This is a genomic window from Paenibacillus sp. 7541, from assembly GCF_002276395.1.
GTDB lineage: Bacteria > Bacillota > Bacilli > Paenibacillales > Paenibacillaceae > Paenibacillus_AQ > Paenibacillus_AQ campinasensis.
The window spans coordinates 18,618-43,203 of sequence record NZ_NQLZ01000002.1 but is presented as its reverse complement, the minus strand read 5'-3'; the positions used below and the strand labels follow the sequence as shown (position 1 = coordinate 43,203).

Below are 24,586 nucleotides of genomic sequence, written 5' to 3'. Positions count from 1 at the left end.
TGTGGCAATGGGTGGATCGCGAAGGCATCGTACCGATCCGGGAACATGTGCTGGATGCATGCCTGCAGCAAGAGCTTGCCGACAAGCTGATCGGAAACAGCAAGTGGTATGATGCGAACCTGGCGTCAGGCCATCGTTATGAGGCGAAGGTGCTTGGATGATTCACTGACTACGATTCAAACATGTGTCATATAGGAAACTCCATCAATGATAGGAAGAGGTGTGGAGAGTGAAACAGAGACAAACATTTGCCTATGCAGGCACACGGCCCGAAGCGGCTACACAGTGCCCATTCTGCAGCGTACAGTGCAAAATATCGGTGGAGGAGGTTTCCGAAAGCATTGCCGGTCAGCGGCGGGCAGCGTTCAGTGTGGAGGGCGTGCCGAACGCAGCTTCCCAGGGGCGAGCCTGTGTGAAGGGAATGAACGCCCACCAGCATGCGCTGCACTCGGAACGCTTGCAGCATCCGCTCATCCGCAGAGACGGGGAGCTTGTGCCTTGCACCTGGGATGAGGCGATTGCGGAAATCGCCGGCCGTTTTCAGGAGACCTCCGCGCTGCACGGTCCGGATGCGCTGGGCGTGTACGGCGGCGGTTCACTCACCAATGAAACGGCATACTTGCTGGGGAAATTCGCTAGAGTGGCGCTCGGCACCCGCTATATCGATTATAACGGCCGCTTCTGCATGTCGGCTGCTGCGTCTGCCGGTGTCAAAACATTCGGCATGGACCGGGGGTTAACCTTCCGGCTGGCGGATATTCCACTGGCGAAGTGCATCATTCTGGCGGGCACCAACATTGCCGAGTGTCAGCCCACCCTGATGCCTTATTTCAACGAGGCGAAGGAGGCAGGTGCACAGCTGATTGTCATCGATCCGAGGAGAACGGCGACCGCAGCAGCGGCGGATCTGCATCTGCAGATCCGTCCGGGAACGGATCTATCGCTTGCGAACGCTCTGCTGAAAGTCGTGATGGAGGAGGGGCTGATTGACGAAGCGTTCATTCGCAGCCGAACGAATGGTTATGACGATCTGCTTGCATACATGGCGAAGGTTGATGTGGATGTGGCTGCAGCAAGATGCGGGGTGGAGCCGGGGATGATCCGGGAAGCTGCCCGCGCTTTTGGCATGGCAGAGACGGGCATGGTGCTGACAGCCAGGGGCGTTGAACAGCAAACGGATGGCCATCTGGCGGTTCGTCATTTCCTCAATCTGGTGCTTGCAACCGGCAAAATCGGGAGGGAAGGCTGCGGCTACGGGGCCGTTACCGGCCAGGGCAATGGCCAGGGAGGACGGGAGCATGGCCAGAAGGCAGACCAGCTTCCGGGCTACCGATCCATTGAGAATGAAGCGGACCGTGCCTACGTCGCTTCCGTATGGGGAGTGGAGCCTTCCAGCTTGCCGGGGAAAGGGGTGTCTGCCTACGAGATGATGGAGCTGGTGCATCAGGGCGTGATAAAGTCCTTGTTCGTGATGGGCTCCAATCCAATCGTATCCAATCCGAATGCAGAGCTGGTTGCCGAAGCACTTAAACAACTTGATTTTCTGGTGGTGGCCGATATGCTCATGTCCGAAACAGCCCGCATGGCCGATCTGGTGCTGCCAGTGACGTCCTACATGGAGAATAAAGGGACGCTGACCAATCTGGAAGGCAGGGTGCTGCTGCGAGAAGCGTCGCGTCCGGCACCGGGTGAGGCTTGGCATGATTGGGACATCCTCTGCTCGATTGCAGAGGCGCTGGGCAAGGGCAGGTATTTTCGATACAAGGATGCTGAGGCGATCTTCAACGAGCTGAGACTGGCGAGCAAGGGAGGGATTGCGGACTATTATGGGATCACGTACGACCGGCTGCGCCGGGAGGAAGGGATATACTGGCCGTGTCCTTCGACGGAGGAGGAAGGCAGCGGGCTGCTCTTCCGCGATAAGTTTGCCCACCCCGATGGAAAAGCGGTGTTCACCGCGGATCAAGGTCCAGCCTGGGCCGGTGTGAACGAGGCGTATCCTCTTATTCTGACAAACGGACGGGTCCTGTATCATTACCTGACCGGAGTACAGACCCGGAGAAGCCCGTCGCTTGCTGCACGAGAGCTGGAGAATTTCGTGGAGCTGCATCCTTATACGGCAGAGCGCTATCACATCCAGGATGGGGAATGGGTGCTGATCCAATCGGAGTTTGGCAGCTTCAAGGTGAGAAGCCGAATCAAGGAGCATATCCGTGAGGATACCCTGTTCGTGCCGATGCATTGGGGCGGCATCCAAAATGTCAACCGGGCTACCCGCCCCGAGCTTGACCCGAATTGTAAAATGCCTGGCTTTAAAACCGCGGCGGTTCGAATCCGCCGATTATAACAGATCGGATTCGTCCTATCTGTTAGGACGCGTCGAAAGATACCGGTCCCCAATCATCACGATTGCTGAATTCCGAGCTGCTTATACTTAGCTCCGCGCCAATGGCTCCGAGAATGGCAGCGATCGCGGCCGAGATGACTGTGAGATTGAGAATCAGTTCCTTTTTGAGATACTCCATCCTATCGAACTCCTATCCGCAATGAACGAAATCTATGAATCTCCTAATCACTGGATGTTCATTTACAGCACTATACCATATAATAGTTACAACTCAAAATATAGAAAGGATGTTCGATATGAGCAGTAATGCCATCATTCATTCCGTTATATTTTCATTAAAGCATGAGCAGGGTTCAGAAGAAGAGCAGCGCTTTTTGGAGGATGGGCGGACTGCGCTCAGCGCGATTCCTACCGTAAAGAATTTTCAAGTATTCCGGCAGATCAGCCCCAAGAATACCTATCATTTCGGCTTTTCCATGGTGTTTGACAGTGAAGCTGATTATGAAGCTTACAATGTTCACCCGAATCATGTGGCGTTTGTAAAAGAGCGGTGGGAGCAGGAAGTGACGCAATTCTTGGAGATTGATTATAACGAAATGTAACACAAGTCAAGGAGCGTTTCCCGACAGATCGTCGGGGAATGCTTTTTTTTTATTATGCAGCGAATGTGATCATGGCCGCGAAGGTGGTGCCGCTGTCACAGATCGTTTGAATTTGGTATGACGGCAATCACAAGCGGAGACACCTCCTTCTATATACTTGATGGTAAGCAAGACGATTGCAACAGGAATGGGGGAGTGAAACATGAGTACATTAACACTTCAAACGCAAGTATCTGATATTGTGACAGCCGTACCACAGACCGCCGATGTATTCCGTCAGCTTCGGATTGATTTTTGCTGTGGCGGACAAGTTTCATTGGAAGAGGCTGCCCTTGGCCGGGGACTGGACCCGGTTAAAGTGCTGGAGCAAGCACAGCTTGTGGAGCGGAAATTTGCGGAATATCAGCAGCATCGTCCGGCCGAACTGACAGCGCTTGAGCTGATCGACCATATCCAGAAGAAGCATCACGCTTTTCTAATGGAAGAGCTGCCTGCGCTGGTGCCCTATGTTACGAAGCTGGCGCGTGTTCATGGAGGTGCACATCCGGAGCTGCTTCGGGTACAGGAGCTGTTCTCGGATTTGAAGCGAGAGCTGCTGGATCATACCCAGGATGAGGATGAGGTGGTGTTCCCGTTAATCACACAATTTGTAAGCGAGCCGGGTCCGGAAACGGCGGCGGCGCTGAAACCGCATCTGTCCGAGCTGGAGGATGAACATGAATCGGCTGGTCAACTGTTGAAAGAAATGCGGGAAGTCACCAGCGATTATGAACTGCCAGCAGATGCTTGCGGCACTTACCGTCTTGTTTACCAGCGTCTATCCCTTCTGGAGAAAGATACGTATGACCATATTCATCTGGAGAACAATATTCTATTCCGAAACGTTCGCGCTGCGATGTAAATCGAGGAGTTTGATACCGCGGCGTGGCTGGAACGCACACGCATCAGTTATAGATTTCACGAGTAGAAGTAGAGACCTCGCCATCGGTGGGGTCTTTTTCGTGCCAGAATGCCAGAATGCCTGAGTGCCCCCATGCCCCCATGTCAGCCCTTCTTCAAGCTTAGCACCGTTATCCCGATGGATCAGGGGGACAGGCATTCATCCGCAAAACAAGGGAGTTCGTCAAGCGATATAGGAGTTTCCCTAATAGGAGGGGAGGGGGCCGCTTCTTCATAATAAGATTATACGAATGGACGACGCATTGATTCCCCGCCAATCATCGTCATTCAAGCAGAAGGAGTGGAGCGTCCTATGAAACGAAACAAGGGACTGAGGTTCTTCAAAAGGGTGGAAAGCTATTCGGACAATTGGTCCATTCTTGAGGAGAAGAGCCGGGAATGGGAGAACATGTACCGCAGCCGCTGGTCGCATGACAAGGTGGTGCGAACGACGCATGGGGTTAACTGCACCGGTTCCTGCAGCTGGAAGGTGTTCGTGAAGAACGGCATTATTACTTGGGAAAACCAGCAGATCGACTACCCTTCCTGCGGGCCGGACATGCCGGAATTCGAGCCTCGCGGCTGCCCGCGCGGCGCGTCGTTCTCCTGGTATGAGTACAGCCCGCTGCGCGTGAAATACCCCTATATGCGCGGCCGATTGTGGCGACTGTGGAATGAGGCGCTGAAGCAGCATAGTAATCCTGTCGCTGCCTGGGCCAGCATTGTGGAGGATCCCGCGAAATCAAGACAGTACAAAGCGGCGCGAGGCAAGGGCGGTCATGTCCGGGTGTCCTGGCAGGATGCGACCCAGCTGATCTCCGCCCAATTGATATATACGATACGCAAATACGGACCGGACCGTATCGCAGGCTTCACGCCAATTCCGGCAATGTCGATGATCAGCTACGCCTCCGGTGCCCGTTTCATTTCATTGCTCGGAGGCGAGATGCTGAGCTTTTACGACTGGTATGCCGATCTGCCGCCGGCTTCTCCACAAATTTGGGGAGAGCAGACCGATGTTCCGGAATCGAGCGACTGGTATAACGCCGGCTATCTCATGATGTGGGGTTCCAATGTGCCGCTGACGCGCACGCCGGATGCACATTTCATGACCGAGGTTCGCTATAAGGGAACCAAGGTTGTCTCCGTTGCCCCGGATTACGCCGAGAATGTGAAGTTTGCCGACAACTGGCTGGCGCCAAACCCTGGAACCGATGCTGCCATTGCCCAAGCCATGACCCATGTCATTTTGGATGAATATTACCATAAGCGTCAGGAGCCGATGTTCCTGAATTATGCCAAACAGTATACGGATATGCCGTTTCTAATACTGCTTGAGGAGTTCGAGGACGGTTATAAAGCAGGCCGCTTCCTGCGGGCAAGCGATCTGTGGGAAACGTCGCCGCCGCATGCTGAGTGGAAGCCGGTTCTCATCGATGAAACGACGGAGGAAATCCTGGTGCCGAACGGAACGATGGGTCAGCGCTGGGAGGAAGGGAAGCCGTGGAACCTGATTCTGGAGCGCGAGGACGGCTCGGTCATCTCGCCTTCGCTTTCGGTTGAGCCTCATGGCGGAAGCTATCAAACGATTCATTTTCCATACTTTGATCACGATGGCGGCGGTACGTTCAAACGGATGATTCCTGCCAAAACCATTCAGCTGGCTGACGGAACGCAGTGTCTTGCAGCCACCGTGTACGACCTGATGCTGAGCCAGTACGGCATCCGGCGTGCGGGAAGCGAGCTGGAGGCCAGCGGTTATGAGGATTCGACTTCGAAGTACACTCCTGCTTGGCAGGAGAGCATTACGGGTGTGAAAGCCTCCATCGTGGTCCAGATTGCGCGGGAGTTTGCGCAAAATTCACTGGATACAGGCGGGCGTTCCATGATCATCATGGGCGCAGGGATCAATCACTGGTTCAACAGCGACACGATCTATCGCTCTATCCTGAACCTGGTCATTCTTACCGCTTCCCAAGGGGTCAATGGAGGCGGCTGGGCCCACTATGTCGGTCAAGAGAAATGCCGCCCGATTGAGGGCTGGTCGACCGTAGCCTTCGCTAAGGATTGGCAGGGGCCGCCGCGGCAGCAAAACGCAACTTCGTTCTTCTACTTCGCTACCGATCAATGGAAGTATGAGGAGATGGATACCGAGTCCTTGAAATCGCCAACAGGCGGCGATATACGTTACAGCCATCCCGCAGACTATAATGTGCTGGCCGCAAGGCTCGGCTGGCTTCCGTCCTATCCGCAGTTCAATAAGAGTTCTCTGGCGTTTGCGGAGGAGGCGAACCGGCAGGGAAAAACAAGCAACGAGGACATTGTGAAGCATGCTTATGAGCAGATTGTGTCCGGTAAAACAACGTTTGCGGCCGAGGACCCCGATGCGCCGGAGAATTTCCCGCGCACGATGTTTGTGTGGCGCTCCAACCTGATATCCAGCTCGGCCAAGGGGCAGGAATATTTCATGAAACATCTGCTGGGAACATCGGATAACCTGCTCTCCGCTCCGAACGAGGAGCAGAAGCCGAAGGAGATGGTCTGGCGGGAAGAAGCGGTAGGCAAGCTGGATCTGCTGGTTGCCCTTGATTTTCGCATGACGGCGACTCCGATGTATGCCGACGTTGTTCTTCCGGCTGCGACCTGGTATGAGAAGACGGATCTGTCCTCGACTGATATGCACCCGTTTGTGCATCCGTTCAATCCGGCTGTCGATCGGCTCTGGGAATCGCGGTCGGACTGGGACATCTATAGAACGCTTGCCGCGACATTCTCGGAGATGGCGAAGGAGCATTTGCCCGGCGTACACAAAGACCTTGTGGCCACCCCGCTCGCGCATGATTCCGTAAGTGAGATCGCTCAGCCTTACGGGATGGTGAAAGATTGGCGCAAGGGTGAAATTGAGGCAATTCCGGGCAAGACGATGCCGAATCTGACGATTGTGGAACGCGATTATACGAAAGTGTATGACAAGTTCATTTCGCTGGGGCCGCTTCTTTCCAAAGGCAAGGTGGGCGCGCACGGCGTCAGCTTTTCCGTTGCGGAGGAATACGAGGAACTGAAGCGGGTGAACGGCATCTACGAGGACGGGTCGATCAAGCAGGGGCTTCCGAAGCTGTATACGGCACGGGATGCGGCTGAGGTCATACTGTCGATATCGTCAGCTACGAATGGCAGGGTGTCCCAGCGTGCCTGGGAGGCGTGCGAACAGGATACCGGCGTGCAGCTGAAGGATATTTCGGCAGACCGGGCGGCGGAACGCATCACATTCCAGAGCATTACGGCGCAGCCGCGTGAGGTCATCCCGACACCGGTATTCAGCGGATCCAACAAGATGGGCAGAAGATATTCTCCATTCACTACGAATATCGAACGTCTTGTCCCTTTCCGTACGCTGACCGGCAGACAGCATTTTTATATCGATCATGAGATTTTCCTGCAGTTTGGCGAGGCGCTTCCAGTGTATAAACCGACACTTCCGCCGATGGTGTTCGGCCCTCGGGACCGGCAGATTAGCGGCAGCGGTGAGGCGCTGGTGCTGCGCTATTTGACCCCGCACGGGAAATGGAACATCCACAGCACGTATCAGGACAATCTGCACATGCTGACGCTGTTCCGGGGCGGACCTACGGTATGGCTGAACAATGAAGACGCAGCGGCCCATCATATTGAGGACAACGACTGGCTGGAGGTATTCAACCGCAACGGCGTGGTCACCGCGAGAGCTGTGGTCAGTCACCGGATGCCGAAAGGGACAATGTACATGTACCATGCCCAAGACAAACATATCTATGTCCCGGGCTCTGAGATAACGAAAAACCGCGGCGGGAGCCACAACGCCCCGACCCGAATCCATGTGAAGCCGACGCAGGTCGTTGGGGGCTATGCCCAGCTCAGCTATGGATTCAACTATTACGGACCGATCGGAAACCAGCGGGATGTATACGTGGCTGTCCGCAAAATGAAAGAGGTGGATTGGCTTGAAGATTAAAGCGCAAGTGGCCATGGTGATGAATCTGGACAAATGCATCGGATGCCATACCTGCAGTGTAACCTGCAAGAGCACCTGGACAAACCGGCCCGGAGCAGAGTATATCTGGTTCAACAATGTGGAGACCAAGCCGGGGATCGGCTATCCGGTTCGCTGGGAGGATCAGGAGAAGTACAAGGGTGGCTGGACGCTTAAGAACGGCAAGCTGGAGCTGAAATCCGGCAGCAGGCTGTCCAAAATCGCGCTTGGCAGCATTTTTCACAACCCTGACATGCCGGAGATGAAGGATTATTATGAACCGTGGACTTACAATTACGAGCATCTGACGAATGCCGGAGAGAAGAATAACCAGCCGGTTGCCCGCCCGAAATCCGCGGTAACCGGAGATACGATGGATCTGGAGTGGGGACCGAACTGGGAGGACGATCTGGCGGGAGGCCATGTGACAGGCCCGCGCGATCCGAATATTGAGAAGATCGAGGAAGAGATCAAGTTCAACTTCGAGCAGACGTTCATGATGTATTTGCCGCGGCTGTGTGAGCACTGCCTGAATCCGAGCTGCGTGGCTTCCTGTCCATCCGGAGCGATGTACAAGCGGGATGAGGACGGGATCGTGCTGGTCGATCAGGAGGCTTGCCGGGGCTGGCGCTACTGCATGACCGGCTGTCCATACAAAAAGGTATATTTCAACTGGAAAACGAACAAAGCGGAGAAATGCACCTTTTGTTTTCCGAGAATCGAAGCGGGACTGCCGACGGTCTGCTCTGAAACCTGTACCGGGCGCATCCGCTATCTCGGCGTGCTGCTGTATGACGCGGACCGCGTTCAGGAAGCAGCGTCCATGCCGGATGAGCAGGATCTGTACCAGGCCCAGTGCGATCTGTTTCTGGACCCGAGCGACCCTGCTGTCATCGAGCAGGCACGGGCCGACGGCATCCCGGAGGAATGGATTGAAGCCGCGCAGAAGTCGCCGGTCTATAAACTGGCGATTGAATACAAGCTGGCGTTTCCGCTGCATCCGGAGTACCGGACCCTGCCGATGGTATGGTATGTTCCGCCGCTCAGTCCGATCATGAATGTGTTTGAAGGCAAGGATTCGATCTCGAATCCGGACCTGATCTTCCCGGCGATTGAAGAGATGCGGACACCGATTCAATATTTGGCAAACATGCTGACCGCCGGGGATACGAACACGGTCAAGGAGGCGCTGCAAAGAATGGCCATGATGCGCTCCATGATGCGTGCGGTCTCCTCCGGTGCAGACTTCGATGAACGCCGGCTGGCACGGGTAGGGCTTACCTCGCATCAAGTCCAAGAGATGTATCGGCTGCTGGCAATCGCCAAGTACGAAGACCGCTTTGTCATCCCTACCTCCCATAAGGAAGCGTATATGGACGTATACCGTTCGCAGGGGGACGAAGGCTTCGGTCTCGGCTGCTCGGGCTGCGGACCGGAAGGCTTCGGTAAAGGCGGCAAGACACAGTACGAAGAAAACTTCTACGGGGGGATATGGCGTGATTGATCTCGAGAAGCTGCATGAACAACAAGCGTTGTTCGCCTTTTATGCCCGGCAGCTGTCCTATCCGGAAAAGATCGACTACCATCCATCGGTCTGGGCCGAAGCGCTGATTGCCGGACATCCTGCTTACCCTGCACTGCAGCAGTACTGGGAGGCTATGCAGACATACAGCATGGAGCAGATTGAAGAGATGTATGTGCAGACCTTTGATTTCCAAAAGAAAACGACATTATATATGACGTACTACCAATATGAGGACAGCCGGGAGCGAGGCTCCCTGCTGGTCCGCCTTAAAGAGGCCTATGAGCTGTTCGGCCTAGAGATCGAAGGTACGGAGCTGTCGGATTATTTGCCGCTGATGTGCGAGTTTCTGTCAGCCGCCGACTGGCGGGGGCACGAGCAGGAAGCCGCGAACATCCTGGGGTTGATGCTGGCGGTTATGGAGGACGGCACCTACCGCTTGCAGCAGGCTCTGAAGGAGGCGGCCAGCCCGTACTTCCATCTTATCAACGGACTGCGCGATACATTTAAGGCGTGTGTCATTCAGGAGGCGCAGGGCACATGAGGATGATAGATCAGTTATTGTGGGTGATTTTCCCCTATATTTGTGTTTCGGTTTTCGTTGTTGGTCACATTTACCGTTACCGGACAGATCAATTCCATTGGACAGCAAAGTCGAGTGAATTCGTGGAGAAAAAAAGACTGAAGGCAGGCAGCCTCATGTTTCATATGGGCATCATTCCGGTAATTGCCGGCCATGTAGCGGGGCTTGGCATTCCCCAGTCCTGGATGGAAGCGATCGGGGTGAACGAGCATCTCTATCACATCGGGGCCGTCTATATCGGTGGGGCTTTCGGGTTTTTGACACTGGCCGGGATGGTGCTGCTCACCTTCCGCAGATTCACGATGAAGAATGTGCGACAGCTCAGTTCCGCCTCGGACATGATCGTTAACGTGCTGCTGCTGTTCATTGTGGCGGCAGGCATGTACAGCACGCTCGTCACCAATGCGCTGCAGCCGGATTTCAACTACCGGGAGTCGGTGTCGGTGTGGTTCCGCCAGCTCTTTATTCTCCGGCCGGACCCGGGCTTGATGACCGATGTGCCGCTGTCTTTTAAAATTCACATCACCGCAGGCCTGTTCATTTTTGCGCTGTGGCCGTTCACCCGGCTTGTTCATGTGTGGAGTGTGCCGTTGAATTATATCGGCAGACGATATATTCTGTATAGAAAGCACCGTAAATATGACATGTAGCTAAAGGGAAGGCTGATCGCGGCCTTCTTTTCTACATCAGAGGAGTTAGGGGTATGACCATGACGAATCTCCATTCATTTCATTATCAGCAGGAGATTGACGGCATTCGGAGCAGGTTTCAATTCGACTTTGTGTCATTGGCGCTCGTGCAGCCGGCTGAAGACCGGTTTGTGCTTACATGGCAGTACGTTTCGGGGAACAGGAACGACCGGTACAAGCGGATCGTGCTCCATTCCGGCAAAGGCGTCGCCGGGATCGTATTTAAAACCGGGAAAGCGATGCTGATTCAAAATGTCAGTGCCGATATCGAAGCCAAGGATTTATTCAATTATCCGATCATTGTATCAGAACAGTTGCGGAGTCTTGGCGCCTTGCCTTTATGGGAGGGATCCCGCGTCATTGGCGTGCTTCTGGTCGGTTTCCGGAAGGAGAACGAACTGGATGAGGCGTCCTTTGCCCGATTCCAGAACAGCCTCGGAGCCTCATTGGGCGCTTTTCAAATCAGGGAGGTGTCGCAGCCTTGAACGCTTTGAGCGGAGAACGGCTAGGCGAGTTGATGAACAAGCTGTACCGGAACAGCATGGAAGCGATGATCTTCATCGACCAGGAGGGCAAGGTGATCGATATGAATCCTGCGGCGGAGCAGATTATCGACCCGCAAGTCATTGAGCAGATCCGTACAGGGGCTGATCCCTCCTTCTGTCAAACCTGTGAAGGCTATACCGATGAACAGGAACTGATCTCCTGTGCCCGGTGCTATCTGAATTATCCGCAGGGGGAATTTTCTTCCTTTCAGGTGTTTCTCAAGACTAGGGACGGGGGTGTCGTTCCGTTTGCCGCCAGCTACCATACGATTGATGAGGCTCGGGGGGTGCGGTTGCTGATGCTTCTGGATCTGACCAAGCAGCAGAAAACGCAGGAGATGCTGCAGCGCAACCATATGCTTAAATATGTCATTAAAGCGCAGGAGGACGAGCGCAAGCGAATATCCCGCGAGCTGCATGACAGCGTGGCTCAGGAGCTGCTCAGTTCGCTGGTCGATCTGCGCGTCATTAAATATATGGATGTCGGGGAGGATGTGCTGAAGAAGCTGCAGCATACCGAGCAGTCTTTGACACGGCTTCTGGATGATATCCGGCACTTGTCGGTAGAGCTGCGCCCTTCCTCCCTGGATGATCTGGGCCTCGAAGCAGCCTTCCGTTCTCATTTCAAGTGGCTGGAGAAAAATTACGGTCTGCTGGTGAAGTTCTCGGCCGAGCTTGCGGCGGCCCGGTACGGCAGCGAGATGGAGACGGTCGTTTATCGGGTGTGCCAGGAGGCGCTGCTGAACGCCCTGAAGTACTCGGGTGTGGATGAAGTGTACGTACGGCTGTGCGAAGAGAACGGCCATCTGCTGCTGACGGTGCGCGATGAAGGCGTAGGCTTTGATATGGTCATTGACGAGGCGAAGGGAACCGGCCTCGGCTTGTATGGGATGCGCGAACGCGCCGAGCTGGTGGGCGGCCAGTTTATGCTTCGTTCGGCACTCGGGGAAGGAACGACGGTTCAGCTCAGCATTCCGCTGTCCCGGGCAGAGCAGCAGGAGGTGGGATGATGAGGATTGTGATTGCGGACGATCATGCTGTTGTTCGGAGCGGATTTACGATGATATTGAACTATCAGGAAGACATGGAAGTGGTAGCGACGGCAGCGGACGGTCTGGAGGCTTATGCGATGGTGGCTCAGCACCGGCCGGATGTGCTGCTGATGGATTTGAGCATGCCGCCCGGGGAAAGCGGACTGATCGCCACCGGCAAAATCAGCAGCGAGTTTCCGGACACGAAAATTATCATTTTAACGATGTATGATGACGAAGATTATTTGTTCCATGTTCTGAAGAACGGCGCAGCGGGCTATGTACTGAAAAATGCACCGGACGACGAGCTTGTCTCGGCCATTCGCATGGTTCATGCAGGCGGCACCTATATCCATCCGCAGATGGCGACCTCCCTGGTGCGGGAATTCATCAAAAAGGACAGCGAGAGCGCCGAGCAGGATCCGTTCAACAGCCTGTCCAGGCGAGAGGTCGAAATATTGCCGCTGATCGCCAAAGGTTACGGCAACAAGGAGATCGCCGAGAAGCTGTATGTTTCCGTCAAGACAGTGGAAGCGCATAAGGCCAAAATTATGGAGAAGCTCAATTTGAAGAGCCGGCCGGAGCTGGTTGAATATGCGCTGAAAAAAAAGCTGCTTGATTTTTGATTTCCTCCGCCAGGCAGGGGGAGAGGTTTCGGCGCCTTTAAGTTATCCATTCATCATAATAGGGAAGTTCCTTGCTCAGGTTCAGGGAACTTCCCTATTATTTTTGTGAATAAGTGCACTTACAATGAAAACGGGGATCAATCGTAAGAGCCATTCATTATGCACAGAAAAGGTGATTAGAATGATCAAGAAGCTGCAGCTGCCGCTGCAAACGATGAATCTGGTGCTTGGGTTTATGGTATGGGTGATCATCTCGGCGCTGCTGCCCTTTATTCGGGAGGATATCGCCATCCCGGCTGACCGGATCGCCATCTTGACCGCCATCCCGGTTGTGCTCGGGTCCGTCTTGCGGATTCCGCTTGGCTATTATGCCAATGTGGTAGGGGCACGGATTGTGTTTATTGTCAGTTTTATTCTGCTGCTGTTTCCGGTGTATTTCATCAGCACGGCTTCAAGTGTAACGCACCTGGTAATCGGCGGCCTGTTCCTGGGGATTGGCGGCGCGGTATTCTCGGTAGGGGTTACCTCTCTGCCCAAATACTATCCGAAGGAAAAACTGGGACTGGTTAACGGCATTTACGGGATGGGCAACCTGGGAACGGCCATCACGACATTTGCTGCACCGGTCATCGCTACCCAGATCGGATGGTCGGCTACAATCCAAATGTACTTGATATTGCTGCTCGTCTTTGCGGCATTAAACGCCGTGCTGGGCGACCGGAAGGAGCCGAGGGTGAAAACCCCGGTGATGGAGCAGATCAAGGGTGTATATAGAAATGATAAGCTCTGGTATTTCTCGCTGTTTTACTTTATTACGTTCGGTTCATTCGTGGCCTTTACCGTATATTTGCCGAACTTTCTGGTCAGTCATTTTGAGCTGCCGAAGGTGGATGCAGGGCTGAGAACAGCCGGTTTCATCCTGATCGCCACCTTCCTCCGTCCGGTGGGCGGCTGGCTTGCGGATAAATTCAAGCCGCTGTTTCTGCTGATGGGGGTATTTATCGGCATGACCTTGGCGGCGGTTCTCCTGGCGTTCTCGCCGTCCATCGCGCTGTACACGGTTGGATGCTTAACCATCGCGGTATGCGCTGGGCTTGGCAACGGCATTATTTTCAAGCTGGTGCCGCTTTATTTCAATAAACAGGCGGGCATTGTCAATGGTATCGTGTCGATGATGGGCGGCCTGGGCGGATTCTTCCCGCCGCTGATGCTTTCCTTCATTCATTCGGCAACCGGCCAATACTCAATCGGCTTCATGGCGCTGTCCCAGGTTGCACTGGCCAGCTTTGTACTGGTTGTGTGGATGTATTATCAGGATAAGCTCGCCGTGACCTCCCAGGTGTTCAACTCTACCGGCCAGGGCATTCTGGTCACGGATGCGAAAGGGCGTATCTATGCTGTAAATCCTGCCTTCACAAGACTAACAGGCTATGCGGAAGAGGAAGTGCTTGGCAGAAACCCAAGTCTGCTTAAATCCGGAAGGCAATCGCCGCAGTTCTACCAGTCGATGTGGGCGGAGATAATGGAGAAGGGCAGCTGGCAGGGTGAAATTTGGAACCGGAGAAAGAACGGGGAACAGTATTTGGAGCTGTTGACGATCAATGTGGTGAAGGATGAGACGGGGGAAATCGTGCACTATGTAGGCACCTTCAGCGATATTACAGACCGCACGCCAGGCGCTTCAGCCATGGAAGACCGCGTGGCTAAACCTTGATCCAGCGTTCAAATCGTAGTGGAAAGGTGGCGAAGGTATGAAGGAGTCGAGAATTGTAATCCCCCGCGAGCATGGAGGCTGGGCTATGCTTGCCGTGCCTTATATGATCGGCACGATGGCGGCACAGCCGATCCTGCTTCACGTGCCGCTCTTTCTGGCCTGGCTGCTGCTCTATCTGGCGTCGTACCCACTGCTGCAGGCTCTGAAGAAGGGGAGCAGGCAAAGAAGCTGGATCAGATGGGGGATTGGCTATGGCGCTGCGGCGGTCATTATGCTCATCCCGGTTGTGCTGCAGGAGCCGTGGCTGTTCGGGTATGCTCCGGTCTTGCTGCTGTTCATCATGGTTAACATATGGCATGTGCTCCGGAAGAAGGAGCGTGCGCTCTTTAATGATATCTGTGCAATACTGCTGTTTTGCACAGGCGGGGCTGCTGCCTACATGCTGGGGGGAGGCGGGCTTGATGCCGGACTCGCAGCTGTGGTGTTGTTAAACTTTCTGTACTTTACGGGGACGGCATTGTTCGTGAAATCGGTGTTCCGCGAGCGGAAGAACAGGCGGTATACATACTACTCCAAAGCTTATCATGCTGTGATTCTGCTCGTTCCGTTCCTGCTCGGCTATCCCTGGCTGACGCTGGCTTTCCTGTTTCCGCTGGCGCGCGCGCTGGTGCTTTCCGGGAAGGTCATCAAGCCGATGAAGGTTGGCATACTCGAAATTGCCGGAGCGGTGCAGTTTCTCGTGCTGGCCATAATCTTTCTCCATATGTGAAAAAAACCTCCAAGAGCAAAGCCAATCTGTTCCAGATTGGCGGTCTTGGAGGTTTGTTTATGATAGGAACCTGTTAACATGCCCGTACAAGCTTGTTACGGTAGAATGTTGCCCGCTGCGCGATATACTTCGTACCATTCTTGACGCGTCAAGGTGATATGAGTAGCCTTAATGCAGTCTTTCAGACGCTCGGTATTCATCGTCCCGATAATCGGCTGCATGTTGGCCGGATGGCGGAGCAGCCATGCAATGGCGATCGTGGTATTGGTGACGCTGTATTTCTCGGCCAGCTCGTCGATCTTCTGATTCAGCTCCGGGAATTTGTCACTGCCCAGGAAGACACCCTCGAAGAATCCGTACTGGAACGGAGACCAAGGCTGGATAGTGATGTCATGCAGCCTGCAGAAGTCAAGCACGCTGCCGTCGCGGTTGACAGCTGACGCATTCTCCATATTGACGTTAATGCCGCTGGAGATCATGGTGGCGTTGGTGATGCTAAGCTGCAGCTGGTTGGCTACAATCGGCTGTTTGACCGACTTCTGGAGCAGCTGGATTTGCATCGGGTTCTGGTTGGAGACACCGAAATGCCGAACCTTTCCGGAACGCTCCAGCTGATCGAATGCTTCAGCTACTTCCTCGGGCTCAACGAGCGCATCAGGGCGATGAAGCAGCAGCACATCCAGGTAATCGGTTTTCAGTCTGCTCAGAATGCCGTCAACCGAAGCGAGAATATGCTCTTTGGAGAAATCGAACATCCCTTGCCGAATGCCGCATTTGGATTGCAGAATCATCTGCTCGCGAACGGTCGGATTCATCTGAACAGCATCTGCGAAGATTTCTTCGCAGGCACCGCCTCCATAAATATCAGCATGATCGAAGAAGTTGGCGCCTTCCTCCATCGCTGTGCGTACGAAGCGTTCCGCTTCTGTTTTATCCAATGAATTGATCCGCATGCACCCTACGGCGACCGCGGGAACTTCAAGTGAGCTGCTTCCGAGTGTAATCGTTCTCATGTGTGGGATCCTCCTAATTAAAGTATGTAGTGCAGCACTTCCTCTCTATTGTGACAGGAGGGAACGGAATGTCAAGCGTTCGGAGCGATAAAAACAACACCAGTCAAACGAGCAGGCATGAAGTCGAATCCGGTGATGTCACAAGCCTGTGGAACACCAAAAAACCCGCGTTCATATAATAAGAAGAACCATCCATGCAATTGGAGGGGATCGATCATGAATGAAGAAGACAATCAACGCCTCGTTACGCTTATCGTTGTCATTGTAATCCTGGCATCCCTGATCGGGGGATTGGGCGGATCAAGCATCCTTGGAGGAGCAGGCAGTCCTATCGTTATCGTGTAGTGGGGAGGTGGGGAGCCCGTGAGAATAAATGGCAAGAACGGCAACAACGGAAATAACGGTAGAAGCAGAGCAAAAAGCAAAAAAAAAACCTCGCTCCCCAATCTGTCTCCACAGGAAATCGCCGTGATCGTGGGTATTCTGACCAATGCGCTGGAGGTTGAATCCGTCCTGGTCGACCGGGACCAGAAGGTGGCCATTGTACTTGCAGGCTCTCTTCGGAGAAGGACAGAGGCGGATCGGCTGGCTGAGGAGATAGGCAATGTGAGCGTGGGCGATCTTATTAATGCTTTAATACGAAGATGATGCACGGCAATTATTCGATCAGCCCTAATTCCTGATAGACTTTGGAGCTGACAACACCGTTTTCGGGGAGGCCGAGGTCCCGTTGATACCGTCTTAGTGCTGCTGTGGTATTAGCGTCAAATTTGCCGTCACACATACCGTCATAATAACCGGCACTTTTCAAGCGGTTCTGGACGAGCTGTACATCTCCTCCGATATCGCCTGCAGCAAGGTTTCTTGGACTCTGCATCCAATCTCCGAGCACATGGCCGAATATAGTAACTTTAGTGCCAATGGGGACGAGATCGAACAGTTCTATGACCTCATGATTATACATGCGGATGCATCCATGACTTCTATGCTGGCCGATGGAATAGGGCTTGTTCGTGCCGTGAATGCCGTAATGCCCCCATGGAACATTCAGCCCGAGCCAGCGAGGCCCGTAAGAGGGTCCCCAATTTTTGCCTTTATAAGTGATGAGGTATTCTCCTACTGGCGTTGGCGTGGATGGGTTTCCTACGGCAACCCGGTAGGTTTTTATTATCTTGCCCTGCTTTGACACGACAAGCTTGTGGTGAGAGGGATAGATATCAATGGTGTATTCTGGATCTTCCGCTATGATCGGCAGGGAGGGATCCGCATAGACGGTATCGGTCCCGATATACATATTGCCTAAAGAGATAAAGAGAACAATCGTCCATATATGGATATGTTTCATTCGAATACGCTTCCCTTTGTCGATAATGATGTTTATGAACACATACGTTGATGCTCATAAGACATGGGTAATATTCCCTTGCAGAGGAGGGCCTATACGAGCAGGACGATAAAATAAGGCAACAACCCGTCCCTAGGGGGGAGGGTTGTTGCCTAAGCGATTTGCAAGCTGTTAAAGCATTAGCTCAGGGTCTCGCATTCTTCCAGTAATCATAGGCATGAACGACGATGCCTGAATAAGAGGACGAGTGCTGCAAAAGTCCGGGCAGCTTGGCAAGCTCCTCTTCCATATAGGCAGCGCCTTCTTCATAGAACGTAATATGATTGCCTTCATGACTTTCCTTCATTTCGACCGAAAGGAGAATGGGCTTTCCCAGCTCATCTGCATATGCAATTTCTTCCCGGGCGATGCTGACGATCCCGTTCGAGCCTTCGGCCGTATCGCGGAAGGCCATGACGGATACATGATCCATCCGGCTGATCATCCATTTGGCCAGGGACAGGTTCTCGCCGGGTACCGCGTGTTTGTCCAGCCATGCGGCCATGTCCATGCTGGACTTCAACTCCGAGTCACGCCTCATTTCGCGGACAAAAGCATCGATATTGGATGTCCACTGGGAAATGATATCCGGCGTATGGCTGCTCCAGCCAGGAAGCACATAAGGCTCGATATCCAGATGAATGCCGTGGAAGCGGGAAAGGCTGTCCACATTCCGGTTATAGTCCTTGACGTAATGGACAAGCCGCATCATTCTGTCCCGGTTCTCTTCAAGCGCCCATAGCGGATGACCGCCCAAGGCGTGAACTTCAATTCCGGCCTCGGCCGCATCTCGGACAAACGAAGAATAAGCGCTGAACGGCTGTTCAAGGTCCAGCCGGACGTACAGTAAATTCAGATTCTTCTCACGGGCGAATTCAAGAATTTCCTGGCTCTCATGTACCGCCTGTTCTGCTTCCCATATATAAGTCCCTCTTATCGGCCCAGCATGCTCGATGGGGTCAGGGGCTGGAACAGGTTCCCCGGTTCCCGGATCAGGGGCCGGCTCTGGAACAGGATCTGGAACAGGAGCAGGCGCTTCATTGTCAGGCGGCTGATTCGGTCCACTATCCTCTGAATGGGGCATACTCTCCCAGCTGCGGTAGTCATGGATCGCCAGCCCAGCGAAGGAAGGGAAAGAGCTGAGCTCATGCTGCAGTTCGAGCAGCGTCTGATTCATATACGTTTTCCCGAGTCCATAGAAGGAGGTATGAGGCTCCTTCGGCATCTCTTTGGTATTGACGGCAACGATCACCCGATGTCCTAGCCGACTGGCAAGCTCCAGCTCAGATTGAACCAGAGATATGATTCCGTTCGCTGAATCGAGCTGGTTCCGGTAAGCCATCACCGTAACGTGGTCAAAATCGTTCATCAGCGATTCGTTTAGTCCGGTCCCATCCGCCAGGGTGAAAGAGTCAAACCAGAATGGGATGTCTATTCCCGTTTCCAGTCCGGCATCGGATATGGTGTTCAGAAATGCGGTCAGATTGCGCTGCCAGGATTCGATGATCGACGGATGCTGATCTTCCCATTGATCAAGCACATAGGGTTCGATATCGAGGTGGATACCGTCAAATCGGGCAGCTGCCTCCCTATTGTAGCTGGTAACCCAATCGGCAAAGTCCAGCATATCGTTACGATACTCCGCAAGCGCCCATCTAGGATCTCCTCCCAGGGCATGGACGGTAATTCCGTTCTCGTGAGCCTGCTGGATAAAGTGTTCGTACATTGGTTTTGGAAGCTGGCGCTGAATTTGTAAATAAATGAGGTTGATTCCTTCACCTTTTGCAAATGCAATAAGCTGCTCTCCGCGATCCGCAATGAATTCTGTCTGCCACACCCAGGTTGCCCGAACTCCGGTCGCTTCTCCATGTGCCGGAGCCTGAAATCCGGCCAAAAGAAGAGCAGTCAGCAGGACTATGAGCATTTGACGTTTTTTCACATTCATCCATTTCCCTCCATTCTTTTGCGAGAACCTTTCTCTTTATGGATTTAACCGGGCTTATTATAGCATCGAACATAGAAAAAGAGATGAGGCCAAGTTCTTAGTAGTCTGAAGCGCTTCAGCCGCGGCTGGCACGGCCTGCTCACATGGAACTATTTTTGCTTCATTATTACTTTCCATGATATGGAATATTAAGGCATTGCGAGGATTTTAGTGCCAATCGCACGGGCATAAAGAATGATCATCGATTAGGAAAAATGACGAAGGAATGAAACATTTTCCCTTTTTCATCGTTTGGTAGAACGAGAGTACAAGTTAATGGCGGAATGGAGGATTGTTATATTTGAAAACTGCAAAACATTGGGCGAAAGGTGTTCTGGCGGTTCTGCTTGCGGTGACGGTAGGTTCTATCGGCTGGAAGACCCATGCGCAAGCCGCTCCAACCGTACAGCCTGTAAGTGCTGCTGGCGGAAATGGTCATGGCGTTGCCGCTTGGAGTGACGGCTCTGTCACCGCTTGGGGTTACAACAAATTCGGACAGGTTGGGGATGGGACGGCTATTCATCAATTCGTTCCCAAGACCGTGGAAGGATTGTCGGACATTATTCAGGTTCAGGCCGGAGGCAGCACTTCATTTGCTCTAAACAAGGACGGTGAGGTGTGGGCATGGGGAGATTTCTATACACCTTATATGAACGGTGACGCACAGCTGCCGTTTCAAAAACGGGGAGATCCGATTCAATTAACGCAGCTGCACAATGTTAAGCGGCTTGCTTATTCCGAGGCATTCGGCTCCATTGTCATTCATAAGGACGGCACAGCGACGCTGTGGTATCCTTCGTTCCGGGATCACCAAGCCTTCGATATCCGGCTCACTCGCCTTAAGGGCTTTTCAGATGTTCGGGAGGCCGTGATGGCCAGATATGAAGCGGTTGTGCTGGATGAGGACGGGAACGTAGGGACACTGAATATGTACAACAGCTTTTATGACAGATATCGTACAGAGAATGAGCTGAGGGAAGTAAAACCTCTAGCTTCTTCAATTGAAAGAATAGCAGTGTCATATTCAGATGTGTTCCTCCTCCATAGCAATGGTACCGTTCTTCACTGGAACGCTGATAGCAACAAGCCGCCTGCAGCTGTGAAAGATGTGATCGGCATGAAACAGATTAAAGAGATCAAGACAGGCTACCAACGTCTGTATATGCTGAAAAGCGACGGGACCGTCTGGCAGTGGAACTACAACACGGTACCTACAGCGAAGCCGTTTCAGGTCAAAGGACTCACCGGTATCAAGGCCATCGAGGGCTCGGCAAGCCAAACCGGCTACGCGGTCAGCGAGGATGGAAAGCTGCTCGCATGGGGCGACGGTTACTATTCGGGAATGGGAACTGTCGCCGGATCACAGCAGCTCAAAGGCAACAGCGCAGCCCAGGTGCTCCCAGCCATGACCTGGAAGGTGAACGGGGAGAACGTCCGGTTCTATGCATCATCTGCCGTCATTGACGGAGAGCTGTACGTACCGTTTACCAGTGTATTTCAGTCGCTGGGCGTCACCACGAAAATTGGGCAGTCAAATCCGGATCCGAAGGCCAACAATCAGAGGTATCCGGTGATCTCTTTTTCTTATAAGGGAAAGACCATTGCGGTTAAGAAAAGCAATCCGCCGGTACTGCTAGTGAACGGGAAAGCGACCAAAGAGAAGCTTGAACTTCCGTATCTGGCCAATTCCACGATGTATCCGCTGGAACTGATCTGCGAGAAGCTCGGTATCCCTCTCTATTGGAACCAGGAAACCGGAGAAGTCCAGCTTGGGGAAAGCATCAGGTAATCCTCTATTGAGCAGAATGTCATTATAATAGCGCGGGGTTGGTAGAATGCGTACAAAGGTCCGGGAACAGGCTCATGTAAGAGCGCTGTTTCCCGGACCTTTTTTATGTGATATAACCTGAACCATCCTAGAACATGCTCCAGTCCAGCTCACGTGACATATGCTCCATAAGATGTACACCAGCTTGGCTGTTGCCTTTGTCGTTCAGCGCAGGTCCGACAACGCCGATGCCGCAGTATCCGGGAACAAGTGACAGGATGCCGCCGGACACCCCGCTTTTGGCAGGGAGGCCGACCTGGATGGCGAATTCTCCGGATGCATTGTACATGCCGCAGGTCGTCATAAAGGTTTTGGCGATTTGCACATATCTGCGGGGAATGAGCGTTTGGCCCGTCATCGGGTCAACCCCGTTGTGCGCAAGCACCAGGCCCATTCGGGCAAGATCGGAGCAATCTGCAAGGATGGCGCAGTGGCGGAAATAGACGTCCAGCACCTCTTCGACATCCCCGCTCAGAACGCCGTTCTCCTTCAGGAAGTAGGCAATGGAGCGGTTCAGATTTCCGGTCTCGGATTCGGAGCGATACACCTGAAGATCGTAATCGAGGCCGGGGTTGCCGGTCAGATCCTTGAAAAACTGAAGGATTCGTTCGGATTTCTCCTTGGGGTCTCTGCCTCGAATGAAAGAGGAGACGGTAATGGCCCCGGCGTTAATCAGCGGATTGAAGGGAATGCCTGGACGCACCAGCTCCAGCTTCAGCATGGAGTTGAAGTTGTCGCCGGTCGGCTCCATGCCGACTTTGCTGAACACCTCATCTTCCCCGTGATCCATGAGAGCCAGAATGAGTGTGAACACTTTGGAAATGCTCTGGAGCGTAAAGCGCATGCCGCAGTCGCCCGCGCTCGCAGACTCCCCGTCCTTCGTTAGAATGGTGACTCCAAGCGCGTCTGCAGGTGCTTTGGACAGTTCAGGGATATACGAGGCTACCTTTCCATGTGCTGCATGAGGCCTGCTGACCTCCACCCAGACAGGCAACTGCTTGCGTATCGTTTCCATATCAACAGCCAACATTGTAGATCTGTGCTCCTTTCATGAATCCTCATTAGAAATTACTAAGGGCCCACTTTCCTTATTGTATTGGCCCCGGCGGGGGTAGCGCATAGTATATATCTTCTTATAATAGAACATAAGATCAGTCCAATATACAGTCAACAGTAAATAAACAGGTTGTCTCTCCTGGCAGAGCTTGACCACGGAAATCAATTCCATGATAATCGGTATATATTTAAAATCGACGAATTTCAAATTGGATGTACATATTCTTGACGAGATGGAAGTGAACACAATCGAATGAAGATATCATTTACGATACAAGAGACGAACATTCATCATTCATTGACGATGGGGCAGGCACAGCCGGAGCATACGGAGGCGGTCATGGGCCTGCTGCTGGAAACGGCCCGCTGGCTGAAAAGCAAAGGCTCCGATCAATGGAGCGGACTGCTTGAAGGCAAGGACTCCCATGATACCCCCAGCGCAATCGAGCGCGGCGAGGTGTTTGTGGCGATGGACGGGGAACAGGTTGCCGGCATGGTCATTCTGATGAAACAGCCAAGCCAGTGGGATTACTCCCTGTGGGGCGACAAGGCGCATCCCGAAGATCGGGCCCTGTACTTGCACAGGCTGGCCATCAATCGCCAGTATGCGAATTCCGGACTCGGCCAAGCGATCCTCCGCTGGTGCGATGCCGGCATCCGTTTTGAGGGTAAGGATCGGGTAAGGCTGGACTGTATGGCTAACAATCCAACGCTGAATGCATTTTACAGTGGGAACGGGTATCGCTTTGTTGGGACGAATGGGGAGTTCAACATTTATGAGAAGCCGGTTCAGGCGTAGCTCCGGTGTATCCAGGGTCGCGGAACTAGACGGTTGGTGTAAGCACGTTGTAAGGTTGGGAGAGGGGATTATGGAAGACCTGAGCAGTTACGTCCTTCCGGATGGAACGCTAAACGGGCAAGGGTTGTGGAAGAGGGAGCCGTTATATCAAGGAATGAATGGCCGATGGGTAGAGCGTTTCTATCCAGGGCCAGAGCAGAGCTACGTCTTCAAACCGCTCACCAATCGGGAGAGCATCGACAGGGAGGCGTGGATATATCGGCATGTATTGAGTTCTTTTCCTGCGATTTTCCCGCTGCTGCTGGCCTCATCGGGGGAAGGGGCCGGGGAAGACGGCTGGACAATATTCGAGGATCTTGGACTGCTGCGGCATGAGTATAGTGTGGAGCTGGCGACCGAGGTCGTGCAGCAAATGGCCTGGTGGCATTCCTTCCCGGAACAGCATTGGAGCGGGTTAAACAGCCAAGGGCCCAAGCCGTCGATTGCCAGCATGGCGTCTGATCTTCTGCTGAAGCGGGAGAAGGCCGCTTCTTTGCTTGCAGAGCTCGGATGGGCGTGGACGCTCGATGAATGGATCGATGATTATGTGTCCGGTCAGGCGTTGTCATCAATCAGGGTATTGTCTCACGGCGATTTGCATCTGGGCAATTATGCGAAGGGCGAGAACGGGCGTCTGTACATTATCGACTGGGAGCACGCGCATCTGAACTCGCCATTCTGGGATCTATACCATCTGATCGATATGACACATCCGATGTTTCCGAAATCGGTGACGCCTGCGGAGCGCGAGACGCTGCTAAGCGTGTATGTCAGCTTTTCAATACCGTATGGCCGCAGCTGGGAGCTGGAGACATTTATCCGGGACTACTACCGTTTCTCCGTGATATTCTCACTGTGGATGCTGCTGTTGATCGCAGATGATCTGAAGCGGGATGAGGCGATATGGCCCAAGGAGCGTCTGCTCGTCCAATATGAGGAAACGGCTGCCAATCTCGTCGGCTGCCTAAGCAGGTTAGCTCAACAGCCATAACGGACATCGTCTATCACGTCCCGTCACAGCGGAGATCACATGCCTTGCTTAGCGGTGCTAGTCAGCTGGCACCTAGGGCATGCTCTAAGCTGCGTCAGGGAAGGTGCAAGCAAGTT

General features: G+C 53.4%; 22 protein-coding genes. 17 read left to right on the top strand and 5 right to left on the bottom strand.

The window, feature by feature from the left end:
- Positions 1-220: 220 nt before the first annotated feature.
- Positions 221-2,347 carry an assimilatory nitrate reductase catalytic subunit NasC gene (gene nasC / locus CHH75_RS01880; RefSeq protein WP_095397321.1) on the top strand — a complete coding sequence of 709 codons (2,127 nt, stop codon included), beginning with the start codon at positions 221-223 and terminating at the stop codon, positions 2,345-2,347.
- Between the two features lie 22 nt (positions 2,348-2,369).
- Here the strand turns inward: nasC and CHH75_RS24720 are convergent, their stop codons facing one another.
- Positions 2,370-2,525, bottom strand: a complete 156-nt coding sequence (locus CHH75_RS24720) for a hypothetical protein (protein ID WP_176475430.1) — start codon at positions 2,523-2,525, stop codon at positions 2,370-2,372.
- A gap of 118 nt (positions 2,526-2,643) precedes the next feature.
- On the opposite strand from CHH75_RS24720, the gene CHH75_RS01875 reads away from it, so the two are divergent.
- From CHH75_RS01875 to CHH75_RS01825, 11 genes are all read left to right on the top strand, one after another.
- On the top strand, positions 2,644-2,949 hold the full coding sequence (locus CHH75_RS01875; protein ID WP_095397320.1) for a Dabb family protein: 306 nt from the start codon (positions 2,644-2,646) through the stop codon (positions 2,947-2,949).
- Positions 2,950-3,151: 202 nt separating this feature from the next.
- Positions 3,152-3,850, top strand: coding sequence for an iron-sulfur cluster repair di-iron protein (gene ric / locus CHH75_RS01870; RefSeq protein WP_095397319.1), 699 nt, complete (start codon positions 3,152-3,154; stop codon positions 3,848-3,850).
- A 351-nt stretch (positions 3,851-4,201) separates the two neighbouring features.
- A complete protein-coding gene (locus tag CHH75_RS01865; protein WP_095397318.1) occupies positions 4,202-7,879 on the top strand; it encodes a nitrate reductase subunit alpha in 3,678 nt (1,225 codons plus the stop codon).
- Positions 7,869-9,401, top strand: coding sequence for a nitrate reductase subunit beta (gene narH / locus CHH75_RS01860; RefSeq protein ID WP_095265332.1), 1,533 nt, complete (start codon positions 7,869-7,871; stop codon positions 9,399-9,401). The genes CHH75_RS01865 and narH overlap by 11 nt, the downstream gene beginning before the upstream one ends.
- Positions 9,394-9,963: a nitrate reductase molybdenum cofactor assembly chaperone gene (gene narJ, locus CHH75_RS01855; RefSeq protein WP_095265331.1), complete on the top strand. Its 570-nt coding sequence runs from the start codon at positions 9,394-9,396 to the stop codon at positions 9,961-9,963. Before narH ends, narJ begins: the two co-directional genes overlap by 8 nt.
- Positions 9,960-10,652, top strand: a complete 693-nt coding sequence (gene narI, locus CHH75_RS01850; RefSeq protein ID WP_095397317.1) for a respiratory nitrate reductase subunit gamma — start codon at positions 9,960-9,962, stop codon at positions 10,650-10,652. Before narJ ends, narI begins: the two co-directional genes overlap by 4 nt.
- A gap of 53 nt (positions 10,653-10,705) precedes the next feature.
- A complete protein-coding gene (locus CHH75_RS01845; protein WP_095265329.1) occupies positions 10,706-11,176 on the top strand; it encodes a GAF domain-containing protein in 471 nt (156 codons plus the stop codon).
- Positions 11,177-11,208: 32 nt separating this feature from the next.
- Positions 11,209-12,246, top strand: coding sequence for a PAS domain-containing sensor histidine kinase (locus tag CHH75_RS01840; protein ID WP_483310902.1), 1,038 nt, complete (start codon positions 11,209-11,211; stop codon positions 12,244-12,246).
- Complete coding sequence (locus CHH75_RS01835; RefSeq protein ID WP_095265327.1) at positions 12,246-12,893, top strand: response regulator transcription factor; 648 nt, start codon at positions 12,246-12,248, stop codon at positions 12,891-12,893. The genes CHH75_RS01840 and CHH75_RS01835 overlap by 1 nt, the downstream gene beginning before the upstream one ends.
- Before the next feature lie 181 nt (positions 12,894-13,074).
- A complete protein-coding gene (locus CHH75_RS01830; protein ID WP_095397315.1) occupies positions 13,075-14,607 on the top strand; it encodes a nitrate/nitrite transporter in 1,533 nt (510 codons plus the stop codon).
- Between the two features lie 37 nt (positions 14,608-14,644).
- The gene (locus tag CHH75_RS01825) at positions 14,645-15,376 is read left to right on the top strand and encodes a YwiC-like family protein (RefSeq protein WP_095397314.1); all 732 of its coding nucleotides are present in this window, start codon (positions 14,645-14,647) and stop codon (positions 15,374-15,376) included.
- Between the two features lie 95 nt (positions 15,377-15,471).
- On the opposite strand, the gene CHH75_RS01820 is transcribed toward CHH75_RS01825, so the two are convergent.
- Positions 15,472-16,389, bottom strand: coding sequence for an aldo/keto reductase (locus CHH75_RS01820; protein ID WP_095265324.1), 918 nt, complete (start codon positions 16,387-16,389; stop codon positions 15,472-15,474).
- Between the two features lie 216 nt (positions 16,390-16,605).
- Here CHH75_RS01820 and CHH75_RS25110 point away from each other — a divergent pair, with 216 nt between their 5' ends.
- Positions 16,606-16,734 (top strand): hypothetical protein, encoded by a 129-nt coding sequence (locus CHH75_RS25110; protein WP_255222942.1) that lies wholly within the window; start codon positions 16,606-16,608, stop codon positions 16,732-16,734.
- A gap of 18 nt (positions 16,735-16,752) precedes the next feature.
- On the top strand, positions 16,753-17,037 hold the full coding sequence (locus CHH75_RS01815; RefSeq protein WP_196426448.1) for a hypothetical protein: 285 nt from the start codon (positions 16,753-16,755) through the stop codon (positions 17,035-17,037).
- Positions 17,038-17,047: 10 nt separating this feature from the next.
- On the opposite strand, the gene CHH75_RS01810 is transcribed toward CHH75_RS01815, so the two are convergent.
- The gene (locus tag CHH75_RS01810; RefSeq protein WP_230875777.1) at positions 17,048-17,683 is read right to left on the bottom strand and encodes a L,D-transpeptidase family protein; all 636 of its coding nucleotides are present in this window, start codon (positions 17,681-17,683) and stop codon (positions 17,048-17,050) included.
- A 235-nt stretch (positions 17,684-17,918) separates the two neighbouring features.
- Complete coding sequence (locus tag CHH75_RS01805; protein ID WP_095397313.1) at positions 17,919-19,718, bottom strand: hypothetical protein; 1,800 nt, start codon at positions 19,716-19,718, stop codon at positions 17,919-17,921.
- A 340-nt stretch (positions 19,719-20,058) separates the two neighbouring features.
- Here CHH75_RS01805 and CHH75_RS01800 point away from each other — a divergent pair, with 340 nt between their 5' ends.
- Entirely contained in the window at positions 20,059-21,546 is a 1,488-nt protein-coding gene (locus CHH75_RS01800; protein ID WP_230875773.1) for a stalk domain-containing protein, read from the top strand.
- A gap of 127 nt (positions 21,547-21,673) precedes the next feature.
- On the opposite strand, the gene glsA is transcribed toward CHH75_RS01800, so the two are convergent.
- Positions 21,674-22,615, bottom strand: a complete 942-nt coding sequence (gene glsA, locus CHH75_RS01795; RefSeq protein ID WP_095397311.1) for a glutaminase A — start codon at positions 22,613-22,615, stop codon at positions 21,674-21,676.
- Positions 22,616-22,894: 279 nt separating this feature from the next.
- Here glsA and CHH75_RS01790 point away from each other — a divergent pair, with 279 nt between their 5' ends.
- The gene (locus CHH75_RS01790) at positions 22,895-23,440 is read left to right on the top strand and encodes a GNAT family N-acetyltransferase (protein WP_095397310.1); all 546 of its coding nucleotides are present in this window, start codon (positions 22,895-22,897) and stop codon (positions 23,438-23,440) included.
- 70 nt (positions 23,441-23,510) lie between these two features.
- Positions 23,511-24,470, top strand: coding sequence for a phosphotransferase (locus CHH75_RS01785; RefSeq protein ID WP_176475428.1), 960 nt, complete (start codon positions 23,511-23,513; stop codon positions 24,468-24,470).
- Positions 24,471-24,586 lie beyond the last annotated feature (116 nt).